Origin of the sequence: Mesonia algae (genome assembly GCF_003253545.1) — a bacterium.
GTDB classification, from domain to species: Bacteria; Bacteroidota; Bacteroidia; order Flavobacteriales; family Flavobacteriaceae; genus Mesonia; species Mesonia algae.
Window position 1 is genome coordinate 275,099 of record NZ_QKYV01000004.1, and the last position, 16,729, is coordinate 291,827.

19 protein-coding genes are annotated in these 16,729 nt (G+C 32.8%); 5 read left to right on the top strand and 14 right to left on the bottom strand.

The genetic code is table 11. From position 1 onward, the window contains the following. Positions 1-3: 3 nt before the first annotated feature. Genes LX95_RS08660 through LX95_RS08670 form a run of 3 tightly spaced genes read right to left on the bottom strand, consistent with a single transcriptional unit; the run spans position 4 to position 3,117 of the window. Complete coding sequence (locus LX95_RS08660; RefSeq protein WP_111541042.1) at positions 4-1,242, bottom strand: DUF1015 domain-containing protein; 1,239 nt, start codon at positions 1,240-1,242, stop codon at positions 4-6. A 6-nt stretch (positions 1,243-1,248) separates the two neighbouring features. Further along, a complete protein-coding gene (locus LX95_RS08665; RefSeq protein ID WP_111541043.1) occupies positions 1,249-2,136 on the bottom strand; it encodes a 3-hydroxyacyl-CoA dehydrogenase family protein in 888 nt (295 codons plus the stop codon). 15 nt (positions 2,137-2,151) lie between these two features. Further along, entirely contained in the window at positions 2,152-3,117 is a 966-nt protein-coding gene (locus tag LX95_RS08670; RefSeq protein ID WP_111541044.1) for a Gfo/Idh/MocA family oxidoreductase, read from the bottom strand. A gap of 144 nt (positions 3,118-3,261) precedes the next feature. Here LX95_RS08670 and LX95_RS08675 point away from each other — a divergent pair, with 144 nt between their 5' ends. Both LX95_RS08675 and LX95_RS08680 read left to right on the top strand, forming a co-directional pair. Next, complete coding sequence (locus LX95_RS08675; protein ID WP_111541045.1) at positions 3,262-4,122, top strand: T9SS type A sorting domain-containing protein; 861 nt, start codon at positions 3,262-3,264, stop codon at positions 4,120-4,122. A gap of 96 nt (positions 4,123-4,218) precedes the next feature. Next, positions 4,219-4,860, top strand: coding sequence for a protein-L-isoaspartate(D-aspartate) O-methyltransferase (locus tag LX95_RS08680; protein ID WP_111541046.1), 642 nt, complete (start codon positions 4,219-4,221; stop codon positions 4,858-4,860). A gap of 9 nt (positions 4,861-4,869) precedes the next feature. Here the strand turns inward: LX95_RS08680 and LX95_RS08685 are convergent, their stop codons facing one another. The 4 genes from LX95_RS08685 to smpB form a co-directional block, all read right to left on the bottom strand. After that, a complete protein-coding gene (locus tag LX95_RS08685) occupies positions 4,870-5,445 on the bottom strand; it encodes a helix-turn-helix domain-containing protein (protein ID WP_245924744.1) in 576 nt (191 codons plus the stop codon). A gap of 190 nt (positions 5,446-5,635) precedes the next feature. Beyond that, positions 5,636-6,712, bottom strand: a complete 1,077-nt coding sequence (locus LX95_RS08690; protein WP_111541048.1) for an endonuclease/exonuclease/phosphatase family protein — start codon at positions 6,710-6,712, stop codon at positions 5,636-5,638. A 70-nt stretch (positions 6,713-6,782) separates the two neighbouring features. Beyond that, a complete protein-coding gene (locus LX95_RS08695; protein ID WP_111541049.1) occupies positions 6,783-9,242 on the bottom strand; it encodes a DUF5686 and carboxypeptidase regulatory-like domain-containing protein in 2,460 nt (819 codons plus the stop codon). Positions 9,243-9,255: 13 nt separating this feature from the next. Next, a complete protein-coding gene (gene smpB, locus LX95_RS08700) occupies positions 9,256-9,714 on the bottom strand; it encodes an SsrA-binding protein SmpB (RefSeq protein ID WP_111541050.1) in 459 nt (152 codons plus the stop codon). A gap of 147 nt (positions 9,715-9,861) precedes the next feature. Between smpB and LX95_RS08705 the strand changes: the two genes are divergently transcribed. Further along, entirely contained in the window at positions 9,862-10,671 is an 810-nt protein-coding gene (locus LX95_RS08705; protein ID WP_245924745.1) for a DUF6503 family protein, read from the top strand. On the opposite strand, the gene LX95_RS08710 is transcribed toward LX95_RS08705, so the two are convergent. Together LX95_RS08710 and LX95_RS08715 are read right to left on the bottom strand one after the other, a co-directional pair. Beyond that, the gene (locus tag LX95_RS08710) at positions 10,668-11,216 is read right to left on the bottom strand and encodes a phosphoglycerate mutase family protein (protein WP_111541051.1); all 549 of its coding nucleotides are present in this window, start codon (positions 11,214-11,216) and stop codon (positions 10,668-10,670) included. The genes LX95_RS08705 and LX95_RS08710 overlap by 4 nt on opposite strands. Positions 11,217-11,220: 4 nt before the next feature. Beyond that, the gene (locus tag LX95_RS08715) at positions 11,221-12,342 is read right to left on the bottom strand and encodes an esterase-like activity of phytase family protein (RefSeq protein WP_111541052.1); all 1,122 of its coding nucleotides are present in this window, start codon (positions 12,340-12,342) and stop codon (positions 11,221-11,223) included. A gap of 92 nt (positions 12,343-12,434) precedes the next feature. On the opposite strand from LX95_RS08715, the gene LX95_RS08720 reads away from it, so the two are divergent. Continuing rightward, positions 12,435-12,620, top strand: a complete 186-nt coding sequence (locus LX95_RS08720; RefSeq protein WP_111541053.1) for a CsbD family protein — start codon at positions 12,435-12,437, stop codon at positions 12,618-12,620. A 70-nt stretch (positions 12,621-12,690) separates the two neighbouring features. Here the strand turns inward: LX95_RS08720 and LX95_RS08725 are convergent, their stop codons facing one another. From LX95_RS08725 to LX95_RS08735, 3 genes are read right to left on the bottom strand one after another with little or no spacing between them, the layout of a single operon-like run. Continuing rightward, positions 12,691-13,773: a peptidylprolyl isomerase gene (locus LX95_RS08725; RefSeq protein WP_111541054.1), complete on the bottom strand. Its 1,083-nt coding sequence runs from the start codon at positions 13,771-13,773 to the stop codon at positions 12,691-12,693. Between the two features lie 6 nt (positions 13,774-13,779). Continuing rightward, positions 13,780-14,349, bottom strand: coding sequence for a gliding motility-associated peptidyl-prolyl isomerase GldI (gldI, locus tag LX95_RS08730; RefSeq protein ID WP_245924746.1), 570 nt, complete (start codon positions 14,347-14,349; stop codon positions 13,780-13,782). Next, the gene (locus LX95_RS08735) at positions 14,324-15,352 is read right to left on the bottom strand and encodes a DHH family phosphoesterase (RefSeq protein WP_111541056.1); all 1,029 of its coding nucleotides are present in this window, start codon (positions 15,350-15,352) and stop codon (positions 14,324-14,326) included. Before LX95_RS08735 ends, gldI begins: the two co-directional genes overlap by 26 nt. Positions 15,353-15,534: 182 nt before the next feature. Between LX95_RS08735 and LX95_RS08740 the strand changes: the two genes are divergently transcribed. Beyond that, on the top strand, positions 15,535-15,954 hold the full coding sequence (locus LX95_RS08740; RefSeq protein ID WP_111541057.1) for a nucleoside-diphosphate kinase: 420 nt from the start codon (positions 15,535-15,537) through the stop codon (positions 15,952-15,954). Between the two features lie 66 nt (positions 15,955-16,020). Here LX95_RS08740 and LX95_RS08745 read toward each other — a convergent pair whose 3' ends face one another. Beyond that, on the bottom strand, positions 16,021-16,317 hold the full coding sequence (locus LX95_RS08745; protein WP_111541058.1) for a DUF721 domain-containing protein: 297 nt from the start codon (positions 16,315-16,317) through the stop codon (positions 16,021-16,023). After that, on the bottom strand, positions 16,301-16,729 hold the full coding sequence (locus LX95_RS08750; protein WP_111541059.1) for a hypothetical protein: 429 nt from the start codon (positions 16,727-16,729) through the stop codon (positions 16,301-16,303). The genes LX95_RS08745 and LX95_RS08750 overlap by 17 nt, the downstream gene beginning before the upstream one ends.

Below are 16,729 nucleotides of genomic sequence, written 5' to 3' on the forward strand. Positions count from 1 at the left end.
GAATTAATATTCATAAATGGTAATTCCGCTTCTTAATTTGGGTTCTATATAAGTAGATTTTGGTGGCATGGTTAAACCTTCATTCGCAATATTTTTCATTTCTTCCACACTTGCAGGAACCATTCCAAAACCAACTTTAAAGGCGCCGCTATCTACTAATCCTTTTACGTGAGGCATTCCTTTTTTTCCGTGAGCGTAATCTAAACGTTGATCATTTCTAGGATCTTTAATCCCTAAAATAGGTTCTAAAACAGTTTTGTATAAAACTTGTGCATCTAAATGAGAAAGGGAATTTTCTATTTTAAAATTTAGCTTTCTTAAATGTAAAGAATAAAACTCACCATCTAAGTACATGCTAAATTGATGTTTCTCTAGTGGCCTATAATAAGTACTTTTTCTATTCTGAATTCTAAACGAGTTATCTAATTTAATTAAGAACTCTTCTTTAGATAATCCGTTAAGGTCTTTAATTAATCTATTAAATTCTAAAATCTTAAGGTTGCTTTCTGGGATAATGTAACTCATAAAATAATTATAAGGTTCATTCCCTGTATGTTGAGGATTTTTTTTCCTTAATTCTTCATAAAGTTGGTAGGCAGAGGCACTTCTATGGTGGCCATCTGCAATATAAAGATGATCCATACTGCTAAATTCTTCTTGAATTCTCTTCAGTAAAATTTCATCATCTAAAGTCCATAAATAATGAGTATCTCTATACGTAGTGGTAAACTCATATTCAGGTCGGTCTTGTGTAACTTCTTTAATAATTTCAGCTAAAGCGGAATTATCTGGATGGGTTAATAAAACAGGTTCTGCATTAAATCCTACAGTCTCCAAATACTCCTTAAAATCATCTTCACGATGTGCAATCGTTTCTTCGTGACGCTTAATGAGATTGCTTTTGTAACTATCTAGGCTTGTTGCGGCTACAATTCCTGTAAAAACGTGCTTTTCGCTATCAATTAAGCGGTAGATATAATAATTAGGTTTTTCATCTTGAATAAAGATATGATCTTCCCTAAATTCTTGATATCTATTTTTTACCAGTTCATAACGATCTGGACCCGAAATTTCTTTGTGGTATTTATAACCAGGATTTACAATATGTAAAAATGAAAACGGATTGTTATCTAGACGCGCTTCCCTTTCGGCCTGAGTGTAATGATGATAAGGCCTAGAGGAGATAAGACCTACTTTATCTCGTGTAGGTCTTACCGCTCTAAAAGGAGTTACTTTTGGCATAAAATTTTATTTGAATTGAGCCGAAACGTGTTCTGCTTTTCTGCTTTCCGAGTAATCGTAAAAACCTTCGCCAGATTTTACACCTAATTTTCCTGCTTGTACCATATTTACTAATAATGGGCAAGGTGCGTATTTAGGATTCTTAAAGCCATCGTACATCACTTCTAAAATGCTTAAACAAACATCTAAACCAATAAAATCGGCTAGTTGTAATGGTCCCATGGGGTGAGCCATTCCTAATTTCATTACCGTATCAATTTCTTCAACACCAGCAACTTGATTGTATAGCGTTTCAATAGACTCATTAATCATTGGCATTAATATACGATTCGCCACGAAACCAGGATAATCATTCACCTCTGTAGGAACCTTCTTTAAAGCTTTAGAAAGATCCATAATAATTTCGGTGGTCTCATTTGAAGTGTTGTAACCTCTAATGATTTCAACCAATTTCATAATAGGCACAGGATTCATAAAGTGCATCCCAATAACTTTATCTGCTCTTTTGGTTACCGAAGCAATTTTAGTAATAGAAATTGAGCTTGTATTAGAAGCTAAAATCGTATTGGTATCACAAAACTTCTCTAGATCTTCAAAAATCTGAAGTTTAAGTTTTTCATTCTCTGTAGCAGCTTCAACAACAAGTTCAACATTTTTTACACCTTCTTCTAAAGAAGTATGTTTAGTAATATTCTCTAAAGTGTTGCTTTTATCGCTTTCGCTGATTTTTTCTTTGGCTACCATTCTATCTAAATTTTTAGTAATGGTGGCAATACCTTTAGAAAGGCTATCTTCAGAAATATCTATTAAATTAACTTTATAACCAAATTGTGCAAAGGTATGGGCAATTCCGTTTCCCATAGTTCCTGCTCCAATAACAGCAATATTCTTCATGTGATTGTATATATTTTAATTAGAAAAACTTTCAATAACTTGTTTAGCAACTTGTAAAGCTTTTGTTCCTTGCTCTAAAGTAACTTTTGGGGTGGTATTATTATTAATCGCAACGGCAAAAGTTTCTAACTCATCTAGAATGGCGTTATTTTCTTCTACGTCTGGATTATCAAAATAAATTTGCTTTTTAATGCCTTCAGCATTTTGAAGAATCATATCAAAATCTCCTGGATTTTCTGGAGCTTCTTTCATTTTCACTACTTCACAATTCTTTTCTAAAAAGTCTACAGAAATATAAGCATCTCGCTGAAAAAAACGTGCTTTACGCATTTGCTTCAATGAAATTCTACTAGCTGTAAGGTTAGCCACACATCCGTTTTCAAATTTGATACGAGCGTTACAAATATCTGGGGTTTCACTAATCACAGAAACTCCGCTGGCATTAATTTTTTTTACATCAGATTTTACGACGCTAAGAATAGCATCAATATCATGAATCATTAAATCTAAAACAACGGGAACATCAGTCCCACGTGGGTTAAATTCCGCTAGACGGTGAGCTTCAATAAACATAGGCTCATCAATCATATGGGACACCGCTTGGAAAGCAGGATTAAAACGCTCCACATGACCTACTTGACCCTTTACTTGGTGCTTTTTTGCAAGCTTTACCAAATCTTCTGCTTCTTCAACCGTATTGGTAATGGGCTTTTCTATAAACACATGTTTACCAGCCTCGATCACTTTTTTTGCTGTTTCGAAGTGAGAAAGGGTAGGAGTAACAATATCAATCACATCGGTTTGCGCAATAAGTTCTTCTATAGAATTGAAAACAGTGTATCCAAATTCTTGAGAAATTTTTTGTGCATACTCGGGATTACTATCGTAAAAGCCAATTAAATTATAGTGTTCTGATTGATTTAATAAACGCAGGTGAATTTTTCCTAAATGTCCTGCCCCTATAACTCCAACATTAAGCATATGGTCTGGTTTTTCACAAAAATAGCATTTCTTTTACAGAAGTGGTATTAAATTTAGTAAATACATGTTTCTACTTGATATTTAACTATTTAATTTAAATCAATAAGTTTTTAGTAAATTTAGAGAACCAAAAAACTAGCCATTATGAGAACATTTTTACTTTTTCTTTGCGGAATTTTTACGATTTCCATTTCCGCGCAAACCACCAGCATTCCTGACCAGGGTTTTGAACAAGCTTTAATCGATTTGGGAATAGATTCAGATCAGACTCTCAACGGGCAAGTATTGACTAGCGACGTCGCTAGTGTCACGAGTTTAGATTTCTCTGATGAAATAAATGGATTTTATTATATGCAAAATATTGATGGCATAGAAGATTTTAGTTCACTTAAGTTTTTGAATCTTTCTGAAGTTGGTTTAATGTATTATAATTCTTCATTAGACTTATCTTCATTAACAATGTTAGAAGAATTAAATTTAGGTGGATATGGTGATGTACAGGTAAATTATATTAAAAAAGTACTTTTGACTAATAATCCTAATTTAAAAACAATTTACGGTGATCTTGAAACTATAAACTTAACAGGTAGTGATACTTATATATCTAATCTAACGTGTTCACTTGGGCAATATTTTCCTGATGCAAATGAAATAAGTTTTGTTTGTGTAGAAGTAACAAACCCTGTACAAGCTGAAAACGGACAAGGTATTTATAGTACTTGGAATATAAGTAGTTATGTAAATTTCTCCGAGGATTGTAGTTTAAGTGAATCAAACTTTAAAGAAATTAAGATTCAGTTATTTCCCAATCCTACAACACAACAATTTCAATTAAAAACGAATGAAGAAATTAAAAGTTTAACGGTTTATTCCCTTAACGGAAAAGAAATCTTGAAATTTCAAAACCAAAATACTTATGATGTTTCTCAACTTCCTGCAGGGATATATTTTGTAAAGATGGAAACCTCAAAAGGTACGGGAATTCAAAAACTCATTAAAAATTAAGAGGTTAGGAAAACCTAAGTTTTAAAAGAGATTTTCTTTGATTTATAGCTAAGAATTCAAGAGATTTTTGGCTATTTTTATGCAAAATTTGGCGCATTGAAAGATACTTTTAGACATCAAGGAAAAAGACAACATTTGGTTGAGATTCTTAAAGAAAAAGGAATTACAGATAAAAAGGTTTTAACGGCTATTAATAAAATACCAAGACACTTCTTTATGGATAGTTCTTTTGAAGATCATGCTTACCAAGACAAGGCTTTTCCCATTGCTGCCGACCAAACCATTTCACAACCTTATACGGTAGCTTTTCAAAGTGAGTTGCTAGAAGTAGAGAAAGGAGACGAAATTTTAGAAATAGGTACAGGAAGCGGATATCAAACTGCTGTATTATGTGAACTCGGCGCCAAAGTTTACAGTATCGAACGTCAGCAAGAACTTTATAAAAAAACCAAACTCTTTCTTAGTAAATTAGGCTATCGTCCTAAGTACCTCACGTTTGGTGACGGCTACAAAGGTTTGCCTTTATATAAACCTTTTGATAAAGCCATTGTTACAGCTGGCGCTCCGTATGTACCCAATCCATTATTGGCACAATTAAAAATAGGAGGTAGGTTAGTAATTCCCGTAGGAACCGATAGCCAGGTGATGACACTTTTTATACGTAAATCTGCTAAAGAATTTGAGAAAAAAGAGTTTGGTGAATTTAGATTCGTACCCTTGTTAGAAGATAAAAATTAATACACTCAGCTATTTGATTAGTCTTATGATATTTGGGTAAAGATTATCAGTTTTTCCTTTGTTGCTTTTAATTGCGAATACGATGGGTAAAGCAATATTTATTAGGTAAAGACCAATAAATACCGAAAATATATATTGACTATAACCGTAATGCATGATTTTCAATAAAGTGAAAACAAAAATATTAGCAAAGAAAATTACCGACCATACAATCTGAAAATTTAATAGGTTAGCGCCAATACTCTTCAACCCAATAACTTCATTCTTTTTATTGAGCCACAAAATTACTGGAAGAATAATATTTCCTAAAGGAATTGCTAAAAACGCTAATACCGAAAGATGAAAAATTACAAGGTAGCTTTTATCCTCTTTTTTACCATAATCTAAAAGGTCTTCTGCATTAATCTCAAGAACATCACAAATTAAATGGAGAGTTTTTCCGTGAGGCTGGCTTTCGTTATTTTCTATTCGTTGAACTGTTCTAACACTTATTTTCGCAGATTCGGCTAATTCTTCCTGGGATAAGCTTTTTCTTTTTCTTACTTCTTTAATCTTTTTACCAATTTCTTTCATAGCTAGTTTCATTTAAATACCTCTCAAAATTAATTATGAAAGTTCCCATTTGATAACGTTGTTTAGGTAACATTTTTATGACATTTTTGTCAAATTGCTTGTGTGTAATGCTTTATCTGGTATTACAAGTAAGTTTTATGAGATTTTATTTATAAGTCAAGAAATTAAAATTCAGCTAATTTATAAAGTGTCTCAAATGGGATCATGATTTTTTGTTCTTCTTCTTACCTTTTTCAATTTTTTCACTGGCCCAATCTTCTTCATCTTTTGAAGATTTTAAATCTTGCTGTTTCCATTCAGCTCTGGGCGTATAATTAAGTTTTGCATACATGGGAAAATGATCTGATCCAATATTTTTTTCTCTTGCCATTTCTACAAGGGTAAAATCACTTGTATGAAAAATATGGTCTAAGGGCCAACGCATTAAAAGATAATCTGCATTATAGGTATTAAAAAAACCTCTTCCTCGACGTGGATCCATTAAACCACTTATTTTTTGAAACAGTTTTGTTGTTCTAGACCAAGCCACATCATTAAGATCGCCAAATACCAATGTTAATTTGGCATCTTTATCAATTTCTTTACCCATTAAAAGTAATTCTGCATCTCTATTGGTAGAGGTTTTACTTTCGGTAGGACTAGGAGGTCTAGGGTGTAAGCAATGAATATTAGCTTCTTTGCCATTAGATAATTCTATCTTTCCGTGTATAGAAGGAATGTCATCTTTAATTAAATATTTTACCTCTATATCTTTTAAAACCAGTTTAGAGTACAAATGCATTCCATATAAATTGTCTAATGGTATTTTTACAGAATGTGGATATTCTTCATCGAAAATGCTTAAAGCCTTCTCCCACTTTTTATCAGATTCTAGAGTTAAGAAGACATCAGGATTACGAGATTTAATCAAATTAATCAATTTGTTGTAATCTCTATTTGTGGTGAGTACGTTACTTACTAAAATACTTATTTGATTATCGTTTTCTTCTCCGCTGTATTTTATTACCTGCTTTTTCCAGAATATAGTATATGGTAATATGAGCCAACATTGGTATGCTAAATTAAGAAAAAGAACAATTAAAATAAGAAGAGACCACCAATTTGAAAATGAATAAAAAAATAAAGCAAGAATTATATTGACAACAATAAGAACTGAAATCTGAATTCTAGGAAAGTCGAACCCTCGTACCCACCAGTAGTCTATTTTTGTGACAGAAGCCAAGGTAGGAATGCAAATCAAAATATTAAATATGATTACGACTATTTCCATATAATTCATAAATAATACGTTTTTATAAAAGTAAAGAATATTTAGCTAAATACATTTTCAAAAGAAAATCTTATAATGGTTAAAAACTAAGTCCAAACATAAAAGCTCCATTTTGCCAACCTCCTTGGTAAGGTTTTACATAATCTACCCGTAAAAATCTAAACTTACCAATTCCTAAATTATCAATACCTACGCTAAATTCGGTATAAGGTTTATTTTGGCTAGTGATTAGAGAATGTGCACCAACAATCATATTAAAATTGAGTTGATTAAGTCCAGGTATTTTTCCTAAAATCCAACCGTTAAAATTATGTTCTAAATGAGCTTCTGCATAATCATCATTGGTGCTATGAGAATAGTAGGGAAGCAAATTAAATTTTGCTAAGGCATTATCTAAGTTAATCCTGGTTTGGTTTCCACGGAAGTGTTGAAAATCTACTAAAGAAATTTCATCGGCATCAAAGAATTTTCCTGCTCTCAAATTATAACTCAACTCTCCTTTGTTTTGTAAACTCAAGGTTTGGCTCGCCGAAATTTTTATCAAATCAAAATTATATTTTTTAATATCTGATGCAAAACCTTTTTCGTATCCTAACCAAAGTGTAGGATAATCTTCGTTGGTTACATTGTACTTTCCGTCGGGATAATTATAATATTCTTGGCCAAAATTGATTCTGGCATTCAGCTTCAATTTGGCAATCGTATGCTCTTGAAAAGAAGCAGAACCGAAAGCTTGTGGAGCCAATGGATTGTTAGAAGTATAACCTCCATTATCATTATTTACAGAAACATGGTCGGTGCTATTAAAAAGCGGACTCCTTTTTTCTGCGCTTAAAGCGGAATAGAAACGGAAACCATTAAATAACTCTTCAGAATAAGTGGCTTCAGCAAAGAGCTTGTCATAAAGTTTTAAATAGTTACGTTCAAACAAAATATTAGCGACATCGTTAACATACAGTGGTAAAGGATCGGTGTCGTTAATTTGGGTAGCTTTTATTCCTCCGCTAATACTAATATAAGCTTTAGACTTATTGTTAAGTAAGCTTGTAAAGCCACCACTAACCCGGTAACGCTCATCGCTTACGCCATAACTCATATCGCTAAACAAGTTCCAATAGGTGTTTTCTTCTTTGTTTCTTTTGGTAAAGTTAAGGTCTAAATTTACGTTCCATCCTTGAACGGTGTTGTAATGCAACCCGTTTACAGGACCACTAATGCTAAAACGATAATTTTTATGAGAATTTTGATAACTGTAACCAAAAAGCGGATCGGTAACCGAAAATTTATTTCTTACGCCGTCAATAGAATCTTTATATACTTTAGAGTTTTTACGCTCTTGAATACTATCTTTCCTTACATAATCGTTCAGTTCTTCATCGGTTAAAGGAATAGGGCGAATGCCTTGCCAAAATAGAGAGTCTTTTTTATTAGCTTCTCCTTCAAAACTCATGATTTCTCGGCTAAAAGAATCATCATCAAACTGCGGTTTAAAATTATGGTTGCTATAAACAGCAGTAAAACGACCATCACCAGTGATTCCAAAAATTCCCCACGTAAAGTCTACGGTTTGAGAAATTTTCACCCATAACTGGTCATTTTTATTGTATTTAAAATTTTGTTTAAAACTTAGCGTATCAATGGGTGTAATTTGCATCGCTTTGCCCGTCGTGTTGAGGTCTACACCATAAATCTCCCAATCGTCTTCAATTATATAAATAAAACCAGAAAAAATACGATCGTTCTTACGCTTAGGGGTAACTTTTATTTTATTGATCAAGTTTCCTAGCTCATCATAGAAAACGCCATCTAATTGATATTCGTAATAATTAAAAGCATAATCAGCGATAGGAGAAACGATTTCTGTATTGAGTTCTATCGTGTTGTTATAAAAATTAAAATTGGCTTCGCGGGCGCTATTTAAGCTAAAGCCGTTATCGTCACCGCTGACTTTAGAAGCCACTATTTTTTCGTGAAATTTATCTGGTGCTTTAAATTTGATTTTAGAGATCGTTTCCGATAAGTAAACAATTCCGCTTCGGGTAGAATCTAATCCACCACCAAGATCCCCAACTTCTGCTCCAAGTATTTTTTCGGGAGCATTTTGTATTTTCCAAAGTCCGCGAGAGTAGAAATCTGCAGTATAAGCTTCTGTTTTGGCTAGGTTTTCTTCTCTGTATTCAATCGCTTTTTTAATGACGCGAATAGCTGGGTTTTCTCCCGATTTAAGAATTACTTCATCTAAGCTTGTAGATTCTTCCGCTAAGGAAACATTTAATACAAATGGAAAACCGGTAATGTCTACTTCTTTTTCTAAGGTTTTAAACCCTAAAAACTGAAAAACAAGGGTGGTTTTTCCAGTTTGCTCATAATCGAGCATATAATTTCCTTCGTTGTTAGTTGTAGTCCCTTTGTAGGTGTCTTTAATGTAAATATTTACGTAGGGAATAATTTCGCCGGCTTCATCGGTAACTTTACCTACGAGTTGAGAAAATCCAGAAAATGAAATAAATAAAAAGGCTAGGAGTAAAAGTTTTTTCAAGAAGAATAGGTGTTTAGTTATACTCTTTTTTAATTCGGTCTAAGCGTCGTTTACTTTCTCTGTCCTTAATCGTTTCTCGTTTGTCGTGCGTTTTCTTACCCTTACAAAGTGCAATAGATAGTTTTGCAAAACCTCTATCGTTAATAAATAGACGAAGTGGAATAATAGTTAAACCTGTTGAGGTCACTTGCTTTTCTAGCTTTCGTAATTCATTCTTATTAAGTAGTAATTTGCGTTCACTTTTAGGAGCGTGGTTAAAATGTGTGGCGTGAGAATATTCTTCTACATGCATATTAATCACAAATAACTCCCCGTTATGAAATTCACAAAAGCTTTCGGCAATTCCTGCTTTACCAGCTCTTATAGACTTAATTTCGGTACCCGCTAATTTAATCCCGGCAGTAAACTTATCGAGAATTTCGTATTGAAACTTAGCTTTCCTATTTTTTATATTGATGTTGTTTTTACTCATAGCAATCGCTAAAATAGGAAGCTTTTTTTAAATAAACATACGCTATTAACTTAAAGACCTCATAAAATTAAAATTGTTACAATTTTAACGACTTAAAATTACCCCTATAATGAAGTTGTGTATATTTGCAATAAAATTGAAAACCTCATGAAATACGCATATATTTTCATTCTATTTATTGTATTAGTAGCTTGTAAAAATGAAACTAAAGAATCTTCTGTTGAAGAAAAAATAGAGAAAAAAGAACTTACAACAGAAAGTGTATCTAAAGCTCAAAGCGTTTTGAACAAAGTAATAGAGCAAGCAGGAGGAGAAAAGTATGAGACTTCGGCTATAGAATTTCGCTTTCGCGGAAAAGAATACGTAAGTGTTCGTAATTGTGGAATGTACGAACTTCAAAGGAATCAAATTAGTAAAGCTGGCGACACGATAAAAGATGTAGTTTCTAATATGGGTTTTGAAAGATTCGTGAATCGAAAAAAACAAAATCTGCCAGATTCTTTATCGAATAGATATAGTAATGCTGTAAACTCAGTTCATTATTTTGCTCAACTTCCCTTTGGTTTAAATGACCCTGCTGTTAAAAAAACTTATTTAGATACAGTAAAAATCAATCAAACTGCATATCATAAAATAAAAGTACAGTTTACTGAAGAAGGAGGAGGAGACGACCATGATGATGTCTATATGTATTGGGTTAACCAAGAAAAAAATACCATAGATTATCTAGCTTATTCTTTTGAAGTTAATGGAGGAGGAATGCGTTTTAGAAAAGCAATTAATCCTAGAATCATCAACGGAATTCGCTTTGTAGATTATGAAAACTATGCTCCCAAAGAAGCTAATCTAAATGTGATAGATTTAGATGAGGCTTATGAAAATGATCATCTTAAAAAAGTGTCAGAGATCATTAACGAAGATATTCAAGTGGTATTAGGAAAAGAAAAGTGTAATTAAAGCGGGTGCTGAGTTAACTTACTTTTTTTCTTTCCGTTTTTTGAAACTACGACTTTATAAAGGTTACTATTGTTATTGTCATCAATATCTTTATACTTTGTTTCACCTAAAATAAGGTTGACGAATTTTGGAGTTGTATCGCTGTGGCCTACTACTAAAACCGTCTTTCCTTGAGTTTCTTTTTGAAAACTAATATCATTCAATTTTTCTACAGGATATAATTTAACCTCTTGCGAGAATAGATTTGCCGTAGGAGTAGCAGTTTGTATCGTACGCTTAAAATCGCTACTGTACACTAAATCAATTTTTTTATCCTTTAATACTTTAGCCCAATTTTCGGCTCTTTGCTGTCCTTTTTCGGTAAGTGAAGGGTCTTTAGAGTCTGTAGATCGGTCTTTTTCTGCGTGTCTTATAAAATAGTATATGGTTTGAGTAGCACTTTCTTTTGCTTCCGCGGAAGCGATATTAGCTTCTTTAGTTGAAGAAGGTTTTTGCTCTTTACAAGCAAAAAAGAGAGTAAGTAAAAGAATAAATGAATATTTCATAACGCTATTTTTTTATAATCTCGAACCACAAAAGCTGATTGAGTTGTGGCATAAAACTATTAAAGTTATTATCTGCGATTAAAAGTAAAGTTTTATTTCCGTTTTCTAAAGTAGGACCGTAACAAAAACCTTCTAAATTGTCAATACTTTTACTAGGGAGTTGATCTCTAATATCATCTAAATCTAAAACTAGATTCTTTTCTACGTGTTGCTTTCGTAGTTTTCTAAGCGATTCTTTTTCTAAAGTGTTAGTATTATGAAGTAACACATATTCATAAATGACCACACGATGAGACTTTTTTCCTTTACCAGCAGAAAAAGCTCTTTCTAATACCAAAAACCTATTTTTTGCTAATGCCATTATGCTGGTTAAACCATTAAGAGAAAAAGGAATATTAGGTATTTTTTTTATTCTTCCTAGTGGATAAGAAAATTGTTGTTGAGGTTTTGTATTTTCAAAATCATAATAAGTAAATCGTACTGGAGATTTTGTTTGGTAAAGTTTAGGCTTAGGACCATCGGCTTTTAAAGGAAGTTCATTAGCTACCCAAAACCCTTTTTTATCTGTACTCACGGTAATTGCTTCAAAAACTCCATTATTTCTTGGTCGTGAAGTACTATTAACTGTAAAGTGAGACGATATTTTATATTTACTTACAAACTTTCCTTTTTCGTTAAACTTAATAATAGAAGGATTTTTCTTATTATCAATGCTTCCTTCGCTAACGATTATAAACTCATTATTTGTGGGATGGATAATCAAATCTTCTGTGTCTAAAAATGTTTTACTAAGTAGAGGGTTATTTTTATCTAATAGAATCACCTCATTAAAACTAAGACTATCGATTTGCTTAACAGAAGTAAATAAATGTGTTTTGTAAATTCTGGGAGTTTTAGGATCGTCGCTAATTAAATAATACGCATTATTATTTTGTTGAATGCCAGATAGACCTCCTATGACGGTATTTTCTAATTGAGAATCTGCAGGTATAATATACTCATCTAAAAGTTGAAGCTTTAGGGAAGGAGTTTTACTTGGTGGTAAAGAGGCACAACTGGTTAGAAGAAAGAGGGTGGTAAAAAAGAAAATGTAAGCTAATTTTCCTTTAGAATTGTTAAATAACATACTGTTAAGATAATGATAGGAGTTTGTTGGGACAAACTGAATTGATTAAGCTTTAAATTTATAGTATTATAAACCACGAAAAAACTTAAGTTATGAACAATCAAGAATTAGAAGGAAAATGGAACCAAGTAAAAGGAGATTTTAAGCAGAAGTACGGTAAAGTAACCGACGATGATGCTACTTACTCTGAAGGGAAGTTTGATGAAATGTTAGGTAGATTACAAGAAAAAACCGGAAAGACAAAAGAAGCATTGCGCGACGAGATCGAAAAATGGTAAAACCAAATTGCTATGAAAAAGGAAAAGCCTCATTTTTAAATGAGGCTTTTTTTTATATTCTAATTAGAGATTATTCAGCGCCAATCCCTACTAATTCTACATCAAAAAGTAAAATAGAATTTGGAGGAATAGGACCATTTCCTCTTTCTCCATATCCTAAGTAAGGAGGGATGATAAGCTTTGCTTTTTCACCAACTTTTAATAAACGAATTCCTTCGTCCCAACCTGGAATAACTTTTCCTACGCCTACAGGAAATACTAAAGGTTGATCTCTATCATAAGAAGAATCAAATTTAGTACCATCTGTTAGCATACCTGTATAGTGTACTCTTACTGTTTGTCCACGTTCTGGAGTAGCACCAGATTTTTTGCTTTTAATAATTTTATAACGCAATCCACTTTCAGTTTTAGTGTAACCTTCAGACATGTCGTTGATTTCGTTATCAATTACTTCTTTAGCTTTTGCTTTTTCCGCTTCAGCTTTTTCTTGAGCAATTTTTTCAGCTTTTTCAGCTTCTTTTAATTGTGCATCAAATACTTTTGGAGCATCGAAAGATTGAGCATCACTACCTTTTCTAACAATGTTTACTTCATTCATTACAACAGGATCTACGGGTTTATCTCCAGCTTGTGTTTTAACTTGTCCTATAGAATCAACAATGTCTTGTCCTACAACTATTTTACCAAAAACAGTATGTCTATTATCTAAATGTTTTGTAGGGGCAAGGGTAATGAAAAACTGGCTTCCGTTAGTTCCAGGTCCCGCATTAGCCATAGAAAGTATTCCTTTGCTTTCGTGTTTTAAGCTTTCGTCAAATTCATCTGGAAACTTGTAACCAGGTCCTCCAGCTCCAGTTCCATCAGGATCACCACCTTGAATCATAAATCCGCTAATGATACGGTGAAACGTTAAACCGTTGTAATACTTTTTACCTTTGTAAGTAGTATCGGCCATATCTTGTTTTCCTTCAGCTAGAGCTACAAAGTTAGCTACCGTTAGCGGAGTTTTGTCATAATACAATTCGGCTACAAAAGTTCCTTGGTTTGTTACAAATTCTGCGTACATACCGTCTTCCAAATCTGGATATTTGTCGTTGCAAGCGAACAAACTAAGGCTTGTAATTAATAGGAGTAGTAAAGTTTGTTTTTTCATTTTTATTTAAGGTTTGTATTGATTTTTTTCTAAAGTAATTGAATTTAATGTGATGGTTGAGCGTATAGGTACGTTTCTTCCAATTTTATCTAGATCGCCATAATAACCAAAAGCTTTGTGCGAAGGGAAAAGAAAAGTAACTGTTTCTCCTACTTTCATCAATTTTAAGCCTTGGCGTAAGCCGTTAAATACATTTTCTTTATCAATTACATATTCTCTCTTTCCTATTTCTTGTTTGGTGTAAATAGGATTTCCTTCGAGCGTAGAAATATTATATTCAAATTCTACAAGATCTCCAAAGTGCGGAGTGAGGGTGTCTTCAATATTTTGATCTTGATAATAGTACCAAAAACCATTAGATGAAGAGATGTAATTATTAGTAGTATCGGTCTTTATAATGTCCGATATTATTTTTTCTTCTTGAGCGACTAGTTTTTTATTCCGCTTGACGGATTCTTGTATAAAAGATCCCGATTTTGAAGCGACAGGTTTTCTGGCTTCGGGTGTTTTGCAAGCAAACGCACAAAGCAGTACTAAAAAAACATACAAATTATTCTTCCCCATGTTCCAATTCATTTTTATAGTTATTTAAAATACGCTCAAAAGAAGTTGTAGTTTCATTTAAAGATAAATCGCTTTTTCCTCCAGCAGCATTAATATGTCCTCCTCCTTCAAAATGTTCTCTTGCGAACTGATTTACATCAAAGTCTCCTTTAGAACGTAATGAGATTTTAACAATACGATCCTGCTTATTTTCAATAAATATAGCGGCAAAAATAATACCTTTTATAGATAAACTGTAATTTACAAAACCTTCAGTATCTCCTTTTTTAAATTGATGAGTGTCTAGCTCTTCTTGTGAGATTGTTATGTAGGCAGTTTTTAACTCTGGTAATACCTTCATGTTACTAAGAGCTACACCCAATAACTGTATTCTGTTAGTAGAATTGGTATCGTAAACCTTTTGATGAATTCTAGAGTTATCGGCGCCTTTATCTATTAAATTAGCGATTACTCTATGGGTAGTACTTGTGGTAGATGCAAATCTAAAAGAACCAGTATCGGTCATTATCCCAACATACAAACAAGTAGCGATTTCTTTAGTTACCTTGTGAGTATCGTCTAGCATTTCTAAAAAATGATATACCATTTGGCAGGTCGAAGAAATGCTAGTATCACTATAGGTGAATTTAGCGTAGTCTGCAGGTGCTTGATGATGATCTATCATTACATAAGTAGTATCGGTTTTATCTAAAACCTCCTGCATATCATTTCCAGTTCTAGAAAAATGATTAAAGTCTAAGGTGAAAATAAGATCGGCATTTGCGATAAGCTGCTTGGCCTTTTCATTATCTTCAGTAAATAAAACCATTTCATTTACTCCTGGCATCCATTTTAAAAAATCGGGAAAATCGTTGGGAGCTACAACTGTAGCATCATGACCTTCTTGTTTTAAATATTGCTGTAAAGCCAGTGTAGAACCAATAGCATCGCCGTCAGGATTTCTATGAGGTATGATAACCGTCTTTTTAGGTTGGGAGAGGAGTGCTTTTAATTCGGCTACTTTTTCATTTTCCATAGGGGTAAATATACAATTTCTTTGGATTTTGAAGGGAATTGACCTATAAATTTAAGCTAACTCAGCTTGCGGTGTTTTCTTTTCCGTCAAGCGGAAATTATTACAAGAATGTTTAAAATAGGGTTAAGACTTGTATATCACATATAAAAAGGTATTTTTGCACCAAAATTAAAAAAAATAACATGGCAGAAAATAGAACTTTCACTATGATTAAGCCTGATGCGGTAGAAAATGGCCACATTGGAGCAATATTAGAACAAATCAACTCTTCTGGTTTTAGAATCGTAGCGTTAAAATTAACGCAAATGACTAAAGCTGATGCTGAACAATTTTATGCTGTTCACAATGAGCGTCCATTTTTTGGAGAATTAGTTGAATTTATGACACGCGGACCTATTGTTGCGGCAATCTTAGAAAAAGAGAACGCTGTTGAAGACTTTAGAACTTTAATTGGAGCAACTAACCCAGAGGAAGCTGCTGAAGGTACCATTAGAAAAAAATATGCAACTTCTATAGGAGAAAATGCAGTTCACGGAAGTGATAGCAATGAAAATGCTGCTATTGAAGGAGCTTTTCATTTTGCAGGTAGAGAAATGTTCTAAACATTATTTACGAGATATGAAAAAGGCTGTCTAATTTAGACAGCCTTTTTTTTGTTTTCTACATTCTTACCTCAATACCAATTTATCAACCAGCTCTTCACCTAATTCTTCATTCATCATTTTTATGATTTTAGATTTTCCGTAGCTTAATTCTTCCCTTAAAACAGAAGAGCTTAATGCTACGAAAAGCGTTTTGCCTTTTAGCTCTATTTGAGTAGTGTATTTCGCTATGGCAGGTCCCATTTGGGCATTCCAAACATCCTTAACATTTACTTTATTTAAGCCTTTTTCTAATTTGTTCTTTTTGACAAATGCTTTAAGTACGTCACTTATATTTTGCTCTTCATTATTTCTCGCCATCAGTAATATATCCTTTAAAATTTTTATAGGTGTAGGTAATTCCGCTTTCGTTTTTCACGACTAGTTCTTCTTCGGTTAACCGAATTAAATATTCTTTCCATTGATCTTGTGAAGTCTCATAATAAATAAAAATACTGTCATTCTCTTCCTTTACGGAAACTTTTTCTTTTGCTCCATTGGTTTTATAACTACCATCAAATTGAGGCTGCATTTTTTGTCGAAAGCCTTTTAGATTTTCTAGATAGAAATAATCTACATTTTCATTAAAGCTAAATTTCTTTTCATTACCATTCTTCTCTTTTACTTTGCTTATTTCCCAGTAACCGTTAAGTTGATCAATTTGAGAAAGGTCTGGTGTGGAGTTGCAAGAGATAAGTAAAAAACTAATCGATAATATTAAAAATAGGTTTCTCAT

What these genes read in the sequence shown, in the direction of transcription:
- LX95_RS08705 (WP_245924745.1), top strand. Translation starts at nt 9,862, where the DNA reads ATGAAATACGCATATATTTTCATTCTATTTATTGTATTAGTAGCTTGT.
- LX95_RS08750 (WP_111541059.1), bottom strand. Translation starts at nt 16,729, where the DNA reads ATGAGAAACCTATTTTTAATATTATCGATTAGTTTTTTACTTATCTCT.
- LX95_RS08710 (WP_111541051.1), bottom strand. Translation starts at nt 11,216, where the DNA reads ATGAAATATTCATTTATTCTTTTACTTACTCTCTTTTTTGCTTGTAAA.
- LX95_RS08690 (WP_111541048.1), bottom strand. Translation starts at nt 6,712, where the DNA reads ATGAATTATATGGAAATAGTCGTAATCATATTTAATATTTTGATTTGC.
- LX95_RS08665 (WP_111541043.1), bottom strand. Translation starts at nt 2,136, where the DNA reads ATGAAGAATATTGCTGTTATTGGAGCAGGAACTATGGGAAACGGAATT.
- LX95_RS08725 (WP_111541054.1), bottom strand. Translation starts at nt 13,773, where the DNA reads ATGAAAAAACAAACTTTACTACTCCTATTAATTACAAGCCTTAGTTTG.
- LX95_RS08720 (WP_111541053.1), top strand. Translation starts at nt 12,435, where the DNA reads ATGAACAATCAAGAATTAGAAGGAAAATGGAACCAAGTAAAAGGAGAT.
- LX95_RS08670 (WP_111541044.1), bottom strand. Translation starts at nt 3,117, where the DNA reads ATGCTTAATGTTGGAGTTATAGGGGCAGGACATTTAGGAAAAATTCAC.
- smpB (WP_111541050.1), bottom strand. Translation starts at nt 9,714, where the DNA reads ATGAGTAAAAACAACATCAATATAAAAAATAGGAAAGCTAAGTTTCAA.
- LX95_RS08715 (WP_111541052.1), bottom strand. Translation starts at nt 12,342, where the DNA reads ATGTTATTTAACAATTCTAAAGGAAAATTAGCTTACATTTTCTTTTTT.
- LX95_RS08685 (WP_245924744.1), bottom strand. Translation starts at nt 5,445, where the DNA reads ATGAAACTAGCTATGAAAGAAATTGGTAAAAAGATTAAAGAAGTAAGA.
- LX95_RS08735 (WP_111541056.1), bottom strand. Translation starts at nt 15,352, where the DNA reads ATGGAAAATGAAAAAGTAGCCGAATTAAAAGCACTCCTCTCCCAACCT.
- LX95_RS08740 (WP_111541057.1), top strand. Translation starts at nt 15,535, where the DNA reads ATGGCAGAAAATAGAACTTTCACTATGATTAAGCCTGATGCGGTAGAA.
- LX95_RS08660 (WP_111541042.1), bottom strand. Translation starts at nt 1,242, where the DNA reads ATGCCAAAAGTAACTCCTTTTAGAGCGGTAAGACCTACACGAGATAAA.
- gldI (WP_245924746.1), bottom strand. Translation starts at nt 14,349, where the DNA reads ATGAATTGGAACATGGGGAAGAATAATTTGTATGTTTTTTTAGTACTG.
- LX95_RS08675 (WP_111541045.1), top strand. Translation starts at nt 3,262, where the DNA reads ATGAGAACATTTTTACTTTTTCTTTGCGGAATTTTTACGATTTCCATT.